At 42.4% G+C, this 16671-nt stretch carries 16 protein-coding genes and 1 tRNA gene; 14 read left to right on the top strand and 3 right to left on the bottom strand.

The window, feature by feature from the left end; all coding sequences use genetic code 11:
• The 7 genes from G327_RS0117845 to luxS all read left to right on the top strand — a co-directional run bounded on the left by G327_RS0117845 (position 1) and on the right by luxS (position 6994).
• Positions 1–77, top strand: a tRNA-Arg gene (locus tag G327_RS0117845).
• Positions 78–617: 540 nt separating this feature from the next.
• The gene (locus G327_RS0117840) at positions 618–878 is read left to right on the top strand and encodes an oxaloacetate decarboxylase subunit gamma (protein ID WP_019616171.1); all 261 of its coding nucleotides are present in this window, start codon (positions 618–620) and stop codon (positions 876–878) included.
• A gap of 32 nt (positions 879–910) precedes the next feature.
• The gene (gene oadA, locus G327_RS0117835; protein ID WP_019616170.1) at positions 911–2704 is read left to right on the top strand and encodes a sodium-extruding oxaloacetate decarboxylase subunit alpha; all 1794 of its coding nucleotides are present in this window, start codon (positions 911–913) and stop codon (positions 2702–2704) included.
• 36 nt (positions 2705–2740) lie between these two features.
• On the top strand, positions 2741–3847 hold the full coding sequence (locus G327_RS0117830) for a sodium ion-translocating decarboxylase subunit beta (RefSeq protein ID WP_019616169.1): 1107 nt from the start codon (positions 2741–2743) through the stop codon (positions 3845–3847).
• Positions 3848–4054: 207 nt separating this feature from the next.
• Positions 4055–5635, top strand: coding sequence for a glutamate--cysteine ligase (gshA, locus tag G327_RS0117825; protein WP_211217250.1), 1581 nt, complete (start codon positions 4055–4057; stop codon positions 5633–5635).
• 205 nt (positions 5636–5840) lie between these two features.
• Positions 5841–6455 carry a transglycosylase SLT domain-containing protein gene (locus tag G327_RS0117820; RefSeq protein WP_019616167.1) on the top strand — a complete coding sequence of 205 codons (615 nt, stop codon included), beginning with the start codon at positions 5841–5843 and terminating at the stop codon, positions 6453–6455.
• Between the two features lie 29 nt (positions 6456–6484).
• Positions 6485–6994, top strand: coding sequence for an S-ribosylhomocysteine lyase (luxS, locus tag G327_RS0117815; protein ID WP_019616166.1), 510 nt, complete (start codon positions 6485–6487; stop codon positions 6992–6994).
• Positions 6995–7069: 75 nt separating this feature from the next.
• Here luxS and G327_RS0117810 read toward each other — a convergent pair whose 3' ends face one another.
• Entirely contained in the window at positions 7070–8344 is a 1275-nt protein-coding gene (locus G327_RS0117810) for an HlyC/CorC family transporter (protein ID WP_019616165.1), read from the bottom strand.
• Positions 8345–8621: 277 nt separating this feature from the next.
• Between G327_RS0117810 and G327_RS0117805 the strand changes: the two genes are divergently transcribed.
• The gene (locus tag G327_RS0117805) at positions 8622–9341 is read left to right on the top strand and encodes an endonuclease (RefSeq protein ID WP_019616164.1); all 720 of its coding nucleotides are present in this window, start codon (positions 8622–8624) and stop codon (positions 9339–9341) included.
• 15 nt (positions 9342–9356) lie between these two features.
• On the opposite strand, the gene G327_RS0117800 is transcribed toward G327_RS0117805, so the two are convergent.
• Positions 9357–10148 carry a cytochrome C assembly family protein gene (locus tag G327_RS0117800; RefSeq protein ID WP_019616163.1) on the bottom strand — a complete coding sequence of 264 codons (792 nt, stop codon included), beginning with the start codon at positions 10146–10148 and terminating at the stop codon, positions 9357–9359.
• Between the two features lie 160 nt (positions 10149–10308).
• Here G327_RS0117800 and ffh point away from each other — a divergent pair, with 160 nt between their 5' ends.
• From ffh to G327_RS0117770, 6 genes are all read left to right on the top strand, one after another.
• Positions 10309–11730: a signal recognition particle protein gene (gene ffh, locus G327_RS0117795; protein ID WP_019616162.1), complete on the top strand. Its 1422-nt coding sequence runs from the start codon at positions 10309–10311 to the stop codon at positions 11728–11730.
• A gap of 207 nt (positions 11731–11937) precedes the next feature.
• The gene (gene rpsP, locus G327_RS0117790; RefSeq protein ID WP_019616161.1) at positions 11938–12186 is read left to right on the top strand and encodes a 30S ribosomal protein S16; all 249 of its coding nucleotides are present in this window, start codon (positions 11938–11940) and stop codon (positions 12184–12186) included.
• Positions 12187–12210: 24 nt separating this feature from the next.
• Positions 12211–12738: a ribosome maturation factor RimM gene (gene rimM, locus G327_RS0117785; protein WP_019616160.1), complete on the top strand. Its 528-nt coding sequence runs from the start codon at positions 12211–12213 to the stop codon at positions 12736–12738.
• A gap of 19 nt (positions 12739–12757) precedes the next feature.
• On the top strand, positions 12758–13504 hold the full coding sequence (gene trmD / locus G327_RS0117780) for a tRNA (guanosine(37)-N1)-methyltransferase TrmD (protein ID WP_019616159.1): 747 nt from the start codon (positions 12758–12760) through the stop codon (positions 13502–13504).
• 41 nt (positions 13505–13545) lie between these two features.
• On the top strand, positions 13546–13896 hold the full coding sequence (gene rplS, locus G327_RS0117775) for a 50S ribosomal protein L19 (RefSeq protein ID WP_019616158.1): 351 nt from the start codon (positions 13546–13548) through the stop codon (positions 13894–13896).
• Between the two features lie 134 nt (positions 13897–14030).
• The gene (locus G327_RS0117770) at positions 14031–14417 is read left to right on the top strand and encodes a YbaN family protein (RefSeq protein WP_019616157.1); all 387 of its coding nucleotides are present in this window, start codon (positions 14031–14033) and stop codon (positions 14415–14417) included.
• Between the two features lie 10 nt (positions 14418–14427).
• Here G327_RS0117770 and G327_RS25055 read toward each other — a convergent pair whose 3' ends face one another.
• Positions 14428–16368, bottom strand: a complete 1941-nt coding sequence (locus G327_RS25055; protein WP_019616156.1) for an ATP-binding protein — start codon at positions 16366–16368, stop codon at positions 14428–14430.
• Between the last annotated feature and the right edge of the window lie 303 nt (positions 16369–16671).

Below are 16671 nucleotides of genomic sequence, written 5' to 3'. Positions count from 1 at the left end.
GCGGGTGTAGCTCAGCTGGATAGAGTACCTGGCTACGAACCAGGCGGTCAGGGGTTCGAATCCCTTCACCCGCACCATTTTCCCCCTGTTTTTTATTTCTGTTTTCTATCTGCCTTTATTTATCTATACCATAAATATTTTTGTGCAGGTAAAATAAATCACAAGTGAATAAAAAATTACTATTTTAGAATAAATTGTCACATCCGTTTTTCTGCATCGATTCTGCTTAATTAGTCACTTTCAACCGCTTTGTTAGCCCGGTAAATTCCCCTGTTCTGTGTTTTTTTGTGCACTGCTTCACTGTTTGAAAAACTATCTGTTATTGCAGGTATTTTGAGCATTCAAACTGAGATCTTACCCTGCTTTTAATTTTATGCAAAAACCAGTACAATATTAGTCCCTTAGAAGCGTCATTTAATTAATTTTAACCCTGTATCTAAAGGAATTGTGAAGTGGTTAATGCATGTTTGTGGTGCCTTAACCTGGTATCAAGTAATGAAGAGGTTTATTAAATAAGCGTTTATCATGCGTTGAACTTATATTGTTAGTGAATATTTATTCAATTTGATGTGTTATGGGCAGGCAAAATTAGCTGAATGTAAAAAGGATAACAAAGTATGGATGTTACTGAGTCATTATTTAGAGCATTAACACTACTCGGGTTAGGAATGACCTTTGTATTTTTGTTTTTGGGTTTATTAATGATTGCTGTCAACCTGATGGCTAAATTTATACCTGCTGATGTACCCGCTGTTAAAAAAAGCGCGGTCCTGCGAAAGCAAACCTCAACTGTCTCGTCTGAGTCAGAAATCAATCCAAAATTAATCGCCGCTATTACCAGTGCTGTGCAGCAGTATCGTAAAACTGAAGCAGCATAATGGGGAAAGAACTAATGAAGGAGCAAGTGAATATGTCTAAGCCTCTCGCAATTACAGAAGTAGTATTACGCGACGCGCACCAATCATTATTTGCAACACGTATGCGTATCGACGATATGCTGCCGATTGCAGAGAAACTTGATAAGATCGGCTACTGGTCTTTAGAGACCTGGGGCGGTGCAACGTTTGATTCATGTATTCGTTACCTGGGTGAAGATCCGTGGGATCGTATCCGTGCTTTAAAAGCTGCTATGCCGAATACACCGCAGCAGATGTTATTACGCGGTCAAAACCTGCTGGGTTACCGCCATTATGCTGATGATGTTGTAGAAAAATTCGTTGAGCGTGCGCACACTAATGGTGTTGATGTATTCCGTATTTTTGATGCTATGAATGATGTACGGAACTTTGAAACTGCAATTAAATCTGCCGTTAAAGTCGGTGCTCATGCACAAGGTACTATTTCTTACACTACCAGCTCGGTTCACTCTATCGACGGCTGGGTTGATATGGCAAAACGCCTGGAAGATATGGGCTCGCACTCTATCTGTATCAAAGATATGGCGGGTCTATTAAAACCTTATGCGGCAGAAGAGCTGATCACAAAAATTAAAGCTGCTACCGATATCCCTCTGGCACTGCACTGCCATGCAACGACCGGTTTGAGTGTAGCAACACAGCAGAAAGCGATTGATGCGGGTATTGATATTGTTGATACTGCAATTTCTTCAATGAGCATGACTTACGGCCATTCACCAACAGAAACTTTAGTGTCGATTGTCGAAGGCACTGAACGTGATACAGGGCTTGAATTACCTCAATTAGCCGAAATTTCTTCATATTTCCGTGACGTTCGCAAAAAATATGTAAAATTTGAAGGTGAATTAAAAGGTGTGGATCCGCGTATTCTTATCGCACAGGTGCCGGGCGGCATGCTGACCAATATGGAAAGCCAGCTGAAACAGCAGGGTGCAGCAGATAAGATGGATGATGTATTAGAAGAAATACCGCGTGTACGTGCAGATCTTGGTTATATTCCACTGGTTACCCCCACTTCGCAGATTGTCGGTACGCAGGCGGTTATTAATGTATTAATGGGTGAGCGTTACAAAAACATCACTAAAGAAACTGCCGGTGTGTTAAAAGGTGAATACGGTGCTGCTCCTGCTCCTGTGAATGAACAGCTGCAGGCTAAAGTACTAGACGGCGGTAGTGCAATTACCTGCCGTCCTGCTGATAATATCGCACCGGAAATGGATAAGATTGCTGCTGAGCTTAAAAAAGTTGCAGCTGAGAAAGGCATTAAACTCGCTGAGCAGGAGATTGATGATGCGCTGATTTATGCTTTATTCCCGGAAATAGGCCTTAAATTCCTAGAAAACCGTGATAATCCGGATGCTTTTGAACCTGTACCAAGTGCAGATGATCTTAAGCCGGCGACTGCTGCGCCTGCCCCTAAAAAAGGTAATGTAGAAAGCTATTCTGTGGCTGTTGACGGTCAGCTGTTTAATGTTCAGGTTGGCCCTGAAGGCAGTATATCCGGCATAACACCGGCTTCTGCTGCGCCTGTCGCTGCAGTTTCCGCAACCGTGGCGGCCACCTCTGATGCTGAAGGTGAAGATCTTCCGGCACCGCTGGCGGGTAACATTTTTAAAGTACTGGTCAATGAAGGTGAGCAGGTTAGCGAAGGTGATGTACTGCTGGTGATGGAAGCGATGAAGATGGAAACTGAAATCCGCGCGACTAAATCTGGTGCTGTACTGGCTGTTCGGGTTAAAGAAGGCGATTCAGTCGCTGTGGGTGAAGCCCTGTTTGTAATCGGGTAAGGAAACAGAGAAGTGAATGGATTAACAAAACTTTGGATGGATACAGGCATCGCTAATTTTGGACTGCCTGATCTGGTGATGATTGCCGTTGGTTGTTTATTATTATACCTGGCAATTGCACGTAAATTCGAACCTCTATTATTATTACCGATTGGTTTTGGCGCTATTTTAGCGAATATTCCTAATGCTGGTTTTAATGATGAAGGCGGTATGCTTTATTACATTTACCATGTTGGTATTGAAACGGGGGTTTTTCCGTTAATTATCTTTATGGGAGTGGGGGCTTTAACTGACTTTGGTGCGTTAATCGCGAATCCTAAAGTACTGTTTTTAGGCGCGGCTGCTCAATTTGGTATTTTTGCAACGCTGTTCGGGGCTATTTTGCTTAACCTGGTTCCTGGTTTTGAATTCAGTCTGCAGGATGCGTCTGCAATTGCAATCATTGGCGGGGCAGACGGGCCGACAGCTATCTTCTTAGCGTCAAAACTTGCGCCTGATTTACTGGGGGCTATTGCGGTTGCCGCCTACTCATATATGGCGCTGGTACCAATTATTCAGCCGCCGATTATGCGTGCGTTAACCACAAAAGAAGAACGGGGTATAAAGATGGAACAGTTGCGCCCGGTAAGTAAAAAGGAAAAGATTATTTTCCCGCTTGCTGTACTGCTGCTGACGATTCTGTTTTTACCGGCAGCGACACCGCTGGTTGGTATGTTCTGCCTCGGTAATCTGATGCGCGAGTGTGGTGTTGTTGAGCGCTTAAGTTCAACCGCGCAAAACGAGCTTATTAATATCGTGACTATCTTCTTAGGGTTAGGCGTCGGTTCTAAATTATCGGCAGATAAGTTTTTAAACATTGAAACCTTAGGAATTCTGGTGTTAGGAGCAATTGCCTTCTCAATCGGTACTGCATCCGGTGTTATTATGGCTAAGATTATGGGACGTTTTTCGAAGAGCCCTATTAACCCTCTAATTGGTGCTGCTGGTGTTTCTGCTGTACCTATGGCCGCACGCGTGGCTAATAAAGTGGGGCTGGAAGCTAATCCGCATAACTTCCTGTTGATGCATGCGATGGGACCAAACGTTGCCGGTGTACTCGGCAGCGCGGTTGCCGCCGGTGTCCTGCTGGCATTAGTTGGTTAAAACCGGGTGTTTTATTTTATAGGCCGCTTATTTAAGCGGCCTTTTTTTTAGCATAACTTATCTGTCTGGTTTTTCTCGTGAAAATCAACTTCAAGAGCTGAGGAATTAGTTATCTTAGTCACTTGTTATAAAATAGTTAAAGCTTGTAAACAGTGTCTTTTTTAAGGTACTCTGCTAGCTCTTTTCGTAACTTCAAAGGGTCTGCTCTTGTCTCTCGATTTTAAACAACGTATGACTGTTATAGGTCAAAAACCACAATCACTGGTCGGCTTTGGTCGTGGTATAGAACGTGAAGCTCTACGTGTTAATCCGGATGGTAAACTTTCACAAAAAGGCCACCCTTACGCTTTCGGCAGTGCTTTGTGTCATAGCTCTATTACAACCGATTTCGCGGAAAGCTTATTAGAATTTATTACACCGGTTGCTAGAGATGTCACTCAGCTGTTTGATTACCTTAATGATATCCACCATTATGCGGCTAAAAATTTAGAAAATAACGAATCATTGTGGCCGATGAGCATGCCTTGTTATGTACAGAATGAAGAGCAGGTTGAATTAGCACAGTACGGTAGTTCAAATGTAGGCCGGATGAAAACAGCTTATCGTCAGGGATTGAAAAACCGTTACGGCAATATGATGCAGATTATCTCCGGAGTGCATTATAACTTTTCACTGCCGCAGGCATTCTGGCCGGTCTGGGCTGATATACATAATTCTGACTTGGCGGGTAAAGATGCGCAGTCCAGCGGTTATTTAGGACTTGTGCGTAACTATTTCCGTTACGGCTGGGTTATTCCTTTTCTTTTCGGTGCTTCTCCTGCTTTATGCAGTTCATTTATTCAGGGCAGAGAAAACGATTTTGAATTTAAAAAATCGGGTAAAGGCACCATTTATCTGCCCTATGCGACCTCGCTGCGTTTAAGTGATCTGGGGTATACCAGCAGCGCACAGTCTACACTTAATGTCGGTTATAACAGTATTGATAACTACCTTGTTTCTGTTCGTCATGCTTTAGCTCAAAAAGCCCCTGAATTCAGCGGATTAGGGATAAAAGAAAATGGCGCCTACAAGCAGTTGAATGGCAATATACTGCAGATTGAAAATGAACTGTATGCATCAATCCGTCCGAAACGGGTACAGAAAGGAAACGAAACACCGTCACAGGCATTGAATGCCCGGGGTATTGAGTATATTGAAATTCGTTCTTTAGATGTTAATCCTTTTTCTAAAGTCGGGATCACCGAAGAGCAGGTTAACTTTCTAGATCTGTTTCTGACCTGGTGTGCCATTATACCTTCTGCGGAAATATCCGAAACACAGTCAAAATTGTTTGCGGACAACCTCAATAAAATCGTCACCAAAGGGCGTGAACCTGGTTTGACACTTGATATTGACGGCACCGAGCAGAGTGTTGCGGACTGGGGTAACTGGCTTACTGAACAGCTTAAAGAACTTGCCGTTGTATTAGACGGGGATAGAAACTGTACGCGTTATCAGACCGCTATAACACACATTGCACCGCGTTTTGCCAGCCCTGAACTGACCAGCTCGGCGCGTATTCTGGAAATGATTACCGGCAATGACTCTGATAACGGCCCGCTGGCATTGAGCCTGGCAAAAAACTATAAAGATGAGTTAACTGCACAGGGGTACCGTGTCTGGTCAGACAGCTTTTTTGAACAGGAAAAATCAGATTCGTTACAAAAACAGCAGAAAATTGAAAGTGAAGATACACTGAGTTTTGATCAATATCTGCAGCAGTATTTTATTAACTTAGAAAAAGAATAAAAAAAAGCCTCTTTAAAAAGAGGCTTTTGAAGGAATATAATATGTTTAACTATGCGACGTTGATGGTTAGGCAACGGTTTTTCTAACGCTGTTGATTAGGCAACGCGGTTGCTATCACACTGGTGGTTAGACAGCGTGTCTGGTTTTATAAATATTATTACTAATGTTTACAAACAATTAGTCAGTGTGACCAGGAATAAGTTCAATGAATATCAAAAAAAATTTAATATTTATTTTTAGCGCTCTATTATTAACGGCTTGCGCTACTCCTCCGCCAAAAAATCCAGATAATATCTGTGAAATATTTTATGAGCATCGTGACTGGTATGATGCTTCTAAAGATATGAAAGAGCAGTGGGGCACGCCGATTCATGTACCGCTGGCAATGATGTATCAGGAAAGCAGTTTTAAACATAACGCAGCGCCGCCGATGCAGTACTTCTGGTTTATTCCGATCGGTCGGGCAAGTGACGCCTACGGTTATGCACAGGCAAAAACCATGACCTGGGCTGATTATAAGCGGGAAACCGGCAACAGCTGGGCGGATCGAGATGACTTTGCCGATGCCATTGATTTTATGGGCTGGTTTACCAATAAAACGCAGAAAATTAATGGTGTCTCCAAATGGGATGCCTATGCGCAGTATCTTAATTATCATGAAGGCTGGGGGGGATATAAAAAGAAGAGTTATAATAAGAAACCCTGGCTGATTAAAGTTTCTCGAAAAGTAGATAGTCGTTCCAAACAATACGCAGCCCAGTTACGAGGCTGTCAGGAAAATTTAGATTCAAGCTGGTTATGGCGATTGTTTTTTGCCTAAACCACAACCCGTTATAGAAAGGAAAGAAAATGCCGTTATTAGATAGTTTTACTGTTGACCATACCATTATGAATGCGCCTGCAGTGCGTATTGCAAAAACCATGCAGACACCGGGTAAAGATACCATTACTGTGTTTGATTTACGTTTTACTGCACCGAATAAAGATATTCTTTCTGAGAAAGGAATTCATACACTGGAGCACCTTTATGCAGGTTTTATGCGCGACCATTTAAACGGTGACCATGTAGAAATTATCGATATTTCTCCGATGGGCTGCCGCACAGGTTTTTACATGAGCCTGATCGGTACGCCGACTGAAGCACAGGTGAGTGCTGCCTGGTTAGCGTCTATGAACGATGTGCTGGCAGTTAAGGAGCAGAATGATATTCCGGAACTAAACGAATACCAGTGCGGTACTTATGCAATGCACTCTTTAGCTGAAGCGAAAGAGATTGCTAAGGCCATTATTGATGCAGGTATCGGCATTAATAAAAATGAAGATATTGCATTAAGTGAAAAGCAGTTAAGCCAGCTTTAAGCTGCTTGTAGTACATATAAAATAAAAAGGCGCTCTCCTGTTCGGAGGGCGCCTTTTTTATTGGTTTCGCTTAAATCAGCTTTCTTCAGTGAACAGATGTGGTATGACTTTCACCAGCTTAACCATGTTATTTTCAACTTCTAGAATCTCCATGGGATAGCCGCAGATCCGCGCGCTGATTTTTCCCGTCGGGATCTCTTCAAGGTGCTCCAGGATCAGCCCGTTTAATGTACGTGGTCCGTCAGTCGGCAGCGTCCAGCCCATCTCTTTATTAATATCGCGAATGCCTAAACTGCCCTCAATAATATAAGAGTCATCCTGCTGTTTATGAATTTCCTGCGAGCTGTGAGGCTCACGGGTAGTGGTAAAGTCTCCGACAATTTCTTCTAGAATATCTGCAAGCGTTACCAGGCCCTGGATATCACCGTATTCATCAACCACCAAACCGATACGTTCTTTATTATTCTGGAACTTAACCAGCTGAGTATTAAGCGGCGTACCTTCCGGGATGAAATATAATTCTCTGACGCTGCGCAGCAGTGTTGTTTTGGTAAAATCTTCTTTTAATAGGATCAGTAAAGAATCGCGCGCATGTACAAAACCAATAGCGTCATCAATGGTATCGCGATAAAGCAGGGTCATAGTATGAGTACGGTGTTTCAGCTGCTTGAGAATAGTGTCCCAGTCCTGATTGATATCAATAGCAGCAATCTCATTACGCGGGATCATTATCTCGTCAACGGTGACCTTTTCCAGCTCAAGGATGCTCAGAAGCATCTGCTGGTGATGCGCGGGGATCATGCTGCCGGCTTCATGCACTACAGAGCGCAGTTCATCGCTAGAAAGTGCATTATCATTCTGCGGTGTGACGCTGATACCGAAAATACGTAATAAACCGTTGGATATTCCGTTAATAAACCAGACTAGCGGGCTAAGTAATTTCTGCAGCGGACGTAAAATAAGTGAACTTGGAAAAGCAATTTTTTCCGGGTACAGCACAGCTAATGTTTTTGGGGTAACTTCTGCAAAAATTAGAATGACCAGAGTTAAAACACCTGTGGCAATGGCTATACCGGCATCACCAAATAGCCGCTGGCCTAGAATAGTTGCTAGTGCAGAGGCTAATATATTAACCAGATTATTGCCGATTAAGATTAAACCAATCAGTTTATCCGGTTGATTAAGCAGCTTCTCAACCCGAATTGCAACTTTATTATTATCCTTGGCAAGATGGCGTAAGCGGTAGCGGTTTAGCGACATCATACTTGTTTCTGAACTTGAAAAATAAGCAGAGATAACGATTAAGATAATAAGTGTTATCAGTAATGCACTGGTCGGTATGTCGTTCAAAATATTCTCTTTCGGCTGTTAGTGTTAACTACGGATAGTAGCGAAGAAAAGTAGATAAAACAAAGATGATTACTGAGATTCTTATAATGAGACTAGCTCCGAAAATTTTTGCCGCTTTGTTTTCTTCTGTCGCCGCATAAGAATAAAGGCATTTTCAACAATTATGTTGTACTGCCTTCCTAGTGATGTATTTTTAATTAATGCCTAATGCATAGAGGTGATAAAGTGAGGCTTTTTATCTTGGTGCTTTGTTATCAAATACTTAATTCTCCTTCTGTTGTTTCCTTTTTCTGTGCTTGCTGATTCAGGCAATGCCACTAATAACTCTTTCAATAAAGCTAAAAAGATGCTGGAAAAGCAGGTTTATATGTCCGCATTAGAGCGCAAGACCATTTACTGTGAAGCGCAGTTTGATACTAAAAAGAAGGTTACTGCGCCGGCTGGTTTTCAGACAGATAAATATAAAAAGCGGGCGAAAAAGATAGAATGGGAGCACGTAGTGCCTGCGGAAAACTTCGGGCGTACCTTTGATGAATGGCGTCAGGGCAATGCTCTGTGTGTGAACAGCAAGGGGAATTCATTTAAAGGGCGCAGATGTGCAGAGAAAGTGAATGGTGAATACCAGCTTATGCAGGCTGATATGTATAATTTGTTTCCTGCGATCGGTGCAGTAAATGCCAGCCGCAGTAATTATAACTTTGTTATGCTCACAGAGCAGAAAAGCAGTTTCGGATCCTGTGCGATGAAGATAGCTGCTAAAAAAGCCGAGCCGCCGCAGTCTGCGCGAGGGCAGATAGCCAGAACTTATCTGTATATGGCAAGCGTCTACCCGCGGTATAAGATGAGTAAGCAGCAGTATAGACTAATGAGTGTATGGCACCGCCAGTATCCGGTCAGTGACTGGGAGTGTCTGCGTGCTGAGCGCATTGCCCTGCTGCAGGGGAATCTGAATCAGGTTTTAATTAAAAGCTGCAGTGAAGCGGGTTACAGTATTTAATATTCTTAATTATTATCAGGTCAAAATAATTTCACGGACAAAACGACTGCCGAAATAAGCAAGTGTCAGTACTGATGAGCCGACAATAGTGATATAGACAACAAAACGTCCACGCCAGCCTTTAGCAAAGTGACCCCACAGGATGACCGCGTAAATAACCCAGGCTATCAGGGTGAAAACTGCTTTATGTGCTTTCCCCAGAGCAAACATATCTTCCAGGAAAATAAAGCCGGTCAGCAGGGTGCAGGTTAATAAAACAAAACCAATAAATATAAACTGAAAGAGACTTTTTTCCAGGGTCATTAACGGCGGCATGTTGATCTGGGTCAGTGGTGATTTGTGGTTTTTGAGTCGATAATCAATAAATGCCAGCTGTATTGCCAGCAGGCTGGCAATACTCAGTATCGAATAAGCTAATAAGGCAAAGATGATATGCGATCCCACCTGCGGATGTGTCTCAAGGTGAGTAATGAAATGGCTGGGAAGATAAACAACGGCAATGAAATTAATCACAGTAAAAGCATAAACCACCGGCAGCAGTACACCGGTATTTAAGCGTTTGCTGGCAAAGCTGGAAAGGGCAGAGATAAAAAAAGTGACTAGGGAGAGTACATTTAAAATAGGTAGATTCTGCCCGTCTACCAGAATAATATGCTGGTACAGCCAGACTGCGTGGCTTGATAAAGCAATGGTAATTGGTATTAACTGCCAGATCGGCTGAGATTTTTTAGGCGAGAAGAGTTGAGTAACTGCAATCACACCTGCAATAATGTAAAAAAAACTACTAATTAACGCAAAATAATCCATATCAGCCCACTAATTACTTTTTAATAGACCTAATTATACGCGCTGCTTTGTTCTTAAAACAGTTTTTATCTGCTTTATTAAGCTGATCAGAAGTTAATACTATTTTGAGTATCGATAAATGCGTATAATCGAGTTAATTTATTAGTAACGAGATCTGAACATGTTTGAGAATTTAACCGATCGATTGTCGAAAACCCTAAAAAACATTAGTGGCAAAGGGCGTTTAACCGAAGACAATATTAAAGATACCTTACGCGAAGTGCGCATGGCTTTATTAGAAGCTGATGTAGCCTTGCCTGTAGTTCGTGACTTTATAAAATCCATAAAAAAACGTGCTGTCGGCCAGGAAGTATCTAAAAGCTTAAGCCCGGGCCAGGCGTTTATTAAAATTGTTCAAAATGAACTTGAACTGGCAATGGGTGAGGTTAATGAATCATTAAACCTTGCTGTACAGCCGCCGGCCGTCCTATTAATGGCAGGTTTACAAGGTGCGGGTAAGACCACCTCTGTTGCAAAATTAGCGCGTTTATTAAAAACTAAAGAAAAGAAAAGTGTTTTAGTAGTGAGTGCCGACGTTTACCGTCCGGCCGCGATTAAGCAGCTTGAAACGCTTGCCGGTGAAGTAGATGTTGAATTCTTCCCGAGTGATATAACACAAAATCCTATTGATATTGCTAATGCCGCGATTGATCATGCTAGAAAGCAGTTTATTGATGTAGTAATGGTCGATACTGCAGGCCGTTTACACGTAGACGGCGAAATGATGGATGAGATTAAGGACCTGCATAAGGCGATTAACCCGGTAGAGACGCTGTTTGTGGTTGATGCTATGACAGGTCAGGATGCTGCTAATACTGCAAAAGCATTTAATGAAGCCCTGCCTTTAACCGGTATCATCCTAACCAAAGCGGATGGTGATGCCCGTGGTGGTGCTGCACTTTCTATTCGTCATATTACCGGAAAACCGGTTAAATTTATCGGTATGGGTGAGAAGGTTGATGCCTTAGAACCTTTCTATCCGGATCGTATCGCATCTCGTATCTTAGGTATGGGTGATGTTCTTTCATTAATCGAAGAACTTGAAACAAAAGTTGACAAAAAGAAAGCTGAAAAATTAGCTAAAAAAGTTCAGAAAGGTAAAGGTTTTGATCTGGAAGACTTCCGTGATCAGCTGGTACAGATGAAAAGTATGGGCGGCATGGCCGGTATGATGGATAAACTTCCGGGCATGGGGCAGGTGCCGGATGCTGTGAAGAGCCAGGTTAATGATAAAAGTACCGCTCAGATGGAAGCGATTATTAACTCTATGAATAAAAAAGAGCGCGCTAAGCCTGAAATTATTAAAGGTTCACGTAAGCGTCGTATTGCGGCCGGCTCTGGTACGCAGATTCAGGATGTTAATAAACTGCTTAAACAGTTTACCCAGATGCAGAAAATGATGAAGAAAATGTCGGGTAAAGGTGGCATGCGTAAAATGATGAGCGGCATGCAGGGCATGTTACCGCCTGGAATGGGTGGTGGTGCCGGTGGCATGGGTGGCATGGGAATGCCTCCAGGTCTGGGCGGATTTAAAAAGAAATAATCCTTTTCTAGAACACTTATAGCTATTAAAGCCCGGGTTAGAGCATCTCTAACCCGGGCTTTTTGCTGTATAAACTGCACTAAATTTGAGCAAAGTGTGATTTTGATTGTTCTTTTTTTGAATAAGGGTATAATTTTGCGGCTTTCTACAAAAGCAAGTGGTCAGAATTTTCTGACTTTCGACGTTTAATAATAAATAGAGGACGATATGGTAACTATTCGTTTAGCTCGTGGTGGCGCTAAAAAACGCCCATTCTACCAAGTGGTAGTAACTGATAGTCGTAACGCACGTGACGGCCGTTTCCTTGAAAAAGTAGGTTTCTTTAACCCTACTGCACAAGGTAAAGCAGAAAAATTACGTTTAGATACAGATCGCATCAACCATTGGGTTGGTCTTGGCGCACAGCTAAGTGATCGTGTTGCTAAATTAGTAAAAGATAACGCTGTAGCTGCTTAATTGCAGTCAGGTGAGGAGAATTAGGTGAGCGAAAAAGCAGAGCCGATTGTAATGGGTAAATTTGGTGCGGTTCACGGCATCAAAGGCTGGTTAAAAGTCCACTCCTACACCGATGATTCTGAAAGTATTTTTGAATATAAGCCGTTGTTAATGAAATCAAAAGGGCTGCTTCAAGAGGTTAATATAACCGAATGGAAACGCCACAGTAATGGTTTTGTTGCAAAAATAGCAGGATTTGATGTCAGAGAAGAAGCACAGGCCTTAGTTGGTTTGGAGCTGTTCGTTGATCCAGATAAACTTCCAGAACTGGAAGAAGACTTCTATTGGCGTGATTTGATCGGGTGTCAGGTTAACACTGACAAAGGTTATGATCTCGGTGTTGTCACCGATATGATGGAAACAGGCTCTAAAGATGTGCTTGTTGTAAAAGCCAACTCGAATGATGCTTTTGGACAAAAAGAACGGTTAATTCCGTTTATTGAAGAGCAAGTAATTTCTAATGTAGATATTACGGGCAAATTAATTACAGTTAATTGGGAACCTGATTTCTGATTACCCTAGGAGAAAAGTGATGTGGATAGGGGTTGTAAGCCTCTTCCCGGATATGTTTCGGGCCATTAGCGAGAATGGGGTAACAGGTCGAGCGATTAAAAATAATCTGCTTTCTATTCAATGCTGGAATCCGCGTGATTTCACTTTGGATAAACATAGAACGGTTGATGATCGTCCCTATGGCGGTGGTCCTGGTATGCTGATGATGGTACAGCCTTTACGGGATGCTATTGTTGCAGCAAAACAGGCCGCTAAAGAAGCAGGACATGAGGCAAAGGTGATTTATCTTTCTCCTCAAGGACAACGTTTAGACCATTGCGGCGCGCAGTCATTATCAGGCTCTGAAGCTTTGATTCTGGTTGCAGGGCGTTACGAAGGTATAGACGAACGGGTAATAGAAAGCCTGGTTGACGAAGAATGGTCAGTCGGTGATTATGTTTTAAGCGGCGGCGAACTGCCGGCCATGATCCTAATTGATGCTGTGGTACGTTTTGTGCCGGGTGTTTTAGGTCATGTGTTATCAGCCGAGCAGGACTCCTTTGCGGATGGTCTGCTGGACTGCCCGCACTATACGCGTCCTGAGGTGTTAGACGGAAAACAAGTGCCAAGTGTCTTATTGAGCGGTGATCATGAAAAAATTCGTCTTTGGCGGTTAAAACAGTCACTGCAGCGCACGATACAAAGAAGACCCGATTTATTAAACAACCTAGCTCTGACTGACGAGCAAGTAAAAATACTTGCTGCTCTGGAAAGTGACTCCGACTGACCAGCGATGTTATTGGTTAACTAGGCTATAAAGGTATTAAAATGAGCAATATTATACAAGCAATTGAAAATGAACAGCTACGTACGGATATCCCTAAATTTTCACAGGGTGACACTGTAGTCGTACGTGTTCGCGTAAAAGAAGGTGAAAAAGAGCGTCTTCAGGCATTTGAAGGTGTTGTAATCGCTAAGCGTAACCGTGGTTTACACTCTGCATTCACAGTTCGTAAAATCTCGAACGGTGAAGGTGTTGAGCGTGTTTTCCAAACTCACAGCCCACTTGTAGGAAGCGTTGAAGTTAAACGTCGCGGTCTGGTTCGCCAAGCTAAACTATACTACTTACGTGAACTTACTGGTAAAGCTGCTCGTATTAAAGAGAAGCTTGGTAAGTAATAAACAGCCTCTTAATTCAATTATTTTATTTAAGATAATTGAATGCTGGTAAGTTGTTAAATTGCTGGGCAGTTTATGACCGTTTCACGGTTGTCTACTGCTTATAAAAAGCCCGCAGACTGCGGGCTTTTTTTATGGGTAAAAAAATAATGCGTAAAGTGATTATTCGTTATCTGTTAATCAGTATCGGCTGCTTGAGTATTCTTCTCGGGTTGATCGGCATTGTTGTGCCTCTTCTGCCGACGACTCCTTTCCTTATTCTGGCACTAGCTTGTTTTGCCCGCAGCTCTCCCTGTTTTCATCAGCGCTTGTTAAATGCTCCCTATCTAGGCGGGATATTAAGAGACTGGGAAAAAGAAAAAAAGATAGATAAAAAACGTAAGCGAAGCGTTTATTTAATTATCCTGGTTACATTTTTTATCTCTATGCTAGTTGTGTACCCGTCTTTTTTACTGCAGCTGTTACTGCTGTTAATTATGTCTATTCTGCTGCTGTTTATCCGCTCAATCGATGAAAAATAATCCTGCCTGCTCACCAGGTTGGTGAATGTTTATGGGCGATAACAGAAGTACGCTCGCTTTCAATATTTGGATTAAATATCGGCAGAGTGATTATAAAACGTGTGAATTCACCGGGTTGTGACTCAATCTCAATCGTTCCATGATGGCGTTTTATTATTTGCGAACTGATGGTCAGGCCTATGCCTAAACCAAAATTTCCCTCTCTTTTGGTGGTGTAATTAAGTTCGAAAATTTTTGTTAAAATATGCTTGGGAATACCTGGACCGTCGTCTTCTATAATCACCTGTACGCTAGGGGCTTCGTTGTAGGGCTGGTATAAGGTTGATATTTTAAGTTTTCCTTTGCCTTCGGTCGCATCAATTGCGTTGGATATTATATTGGTCCACACCTGCTCTAACGCAATCGGGTGACATTCAACCTCAGGAAGCTGCTGGTACTCTTTAACAACCTGATAATGTTTGAGTTTATTTTCAAAAATAATCAGGGTTTCTTCTAATCCATCGTGAATATTAATCGTTGAAGATTTTTCGCTGTCCTGCCCTGCATAATGTTTTAAGCTTTTTACTAAACCGGCGATGCGCACCGCGCAGGCATTACTGTTTCTTAGAATGGTGCCGGCCTGGTGAAACTTGTCTAATAAGTTAATTGTTTCTTTTAGGCTGAGATAGTTATCCACGGGAATAGTCTTGCCGTCAAGATTCATATTGACCATTTTTTTGGCGAGCTGTTTATCTTTAATGGTACCCTGCAGTGCTTTCGTGCGTTTGCGAATTTCAGATGTTGACAGGGGGGTAACCGTTAAACCCGCCTGCAGTGTCTTTTGTGCCAGCATTGAGAAATCACTTTCACTGTTACTGCTAAGCAGGGTAGAAATAAGGGTAGTTAAGGTATCAGAGCCTCGTAGAATAGCGGCAACCGGATTATTAAGTTCATGTGCAACTCCGGCAACGAGCTGGCCTAATACCACCATTTTTTCGCTTTCTATCAGTTGATTATAAGCAATATCTAAAGAGTGCAGGGTTTCCTGCAGTGCAAGCTCAGTTGAAATACTATGCTGTAGACGGCGGTTGAAATTACGCAGCAGCAGGTTGGTAAAAGGAGCTAGTAATGCCGAATTAGACTGCATAATCTGCGAAAAAATAGCATTATCAACTTTTAATACTTCCGTGTCCGTTAAGGTGATACCGGTGCTGAATGCGCATTCCTCGGTCAGAAATGACATGCCTCCCACCATAGTACCTTCCTGCATAATGGTAATATCCTGCGTTTCGCCCTGGGCATTACGTTTCTTAAGCAGTACTTCACCTTTAGTAATAAACCATAGAAAACGGTTTTTTTCACCTTCGCGAGTCAGTATATGATTTGCCCGATAGGAACGGCGTACTTTATGCTCATCACTTTCTTCAAGGATTTTATGCAGTGATTTAATCACTAAATTTGACAGTTCGGAATCTGAATACAGTGAGTAATCAAGAAACCTGTCCTGAAAATTAGAGGGGGCGGACTGTTCCGGCTGATTTAATAAGCAGGTTTTATCAACAATGCTGCTTTGTGTCTGCTCATGCTGGAGATTATTAATTTTATAACTGCTCATTTCGCGCTGAATAATATGGGTTAACTCTTTAGCCTGGTAAGGAAGCTGGAAAAACTGGTCAATACGCCCGTGATTAATGCAGTCACTTAACTCTGCTACGCTAGGATCGGCCGCATAAACAATTTTTCGTATTAAATTGCACTGGGGCTGGCTGCACAGGCTGACTGCGTTACCGTCTTCGAGTTTATATGCACAGAGTATCAAAGCTATTTTCTGTCTGTTTTGTGTGATTAGCTGTTCGGCCTGCTGAATATTTGACGCTTCTATTAATGTCAGGCGTGCACTTAACGGCAGAAGATCTTGTTTGATCTGCGCAAGACGCTGCTGGTTACTATCAACACATAACATAGTTAACATAAGTAGGGCTCCTGAAATTTGAAAGGCGATGAATAAGCCTAAAACAGTATAGGCGGGAGGTATTTATTTGTAAGCCTCTGTTTTTTCTTCTTATGATCTATACCCGGTCTTTCTGGAAATATAAGGTTCATACACGAAAAGACAGTTATACCAAAGCAGTGTTTTATGCCCGCCCTTTGATTGTTAGCGCCTGAAGGTGCCTGCGCCCGCAAAAAGTAAAATCGTAAATGATTGAAAATGAGATTTTGTTATGACTATGGTAATCTTACGGCCAGCTTCATTTAAAACTTATATTAAGAGAGA

The organism is Psychromonas ossibalaenae ATCC BAA-1528 (genome assembly GCF_000381745.1).
Classification (GTDB): domain Bacteria; phylum Pseudomonadota; class Gammaproteobacteria; order Enterobacterales; family Psychromonadaceae; genus Psychromonas; species Psychromonas ossibalaenae.
Note: the sequence above shows the minus strand (reverse complement) of the source record. Positions and strands in the feature narration are given on the sequence as shown.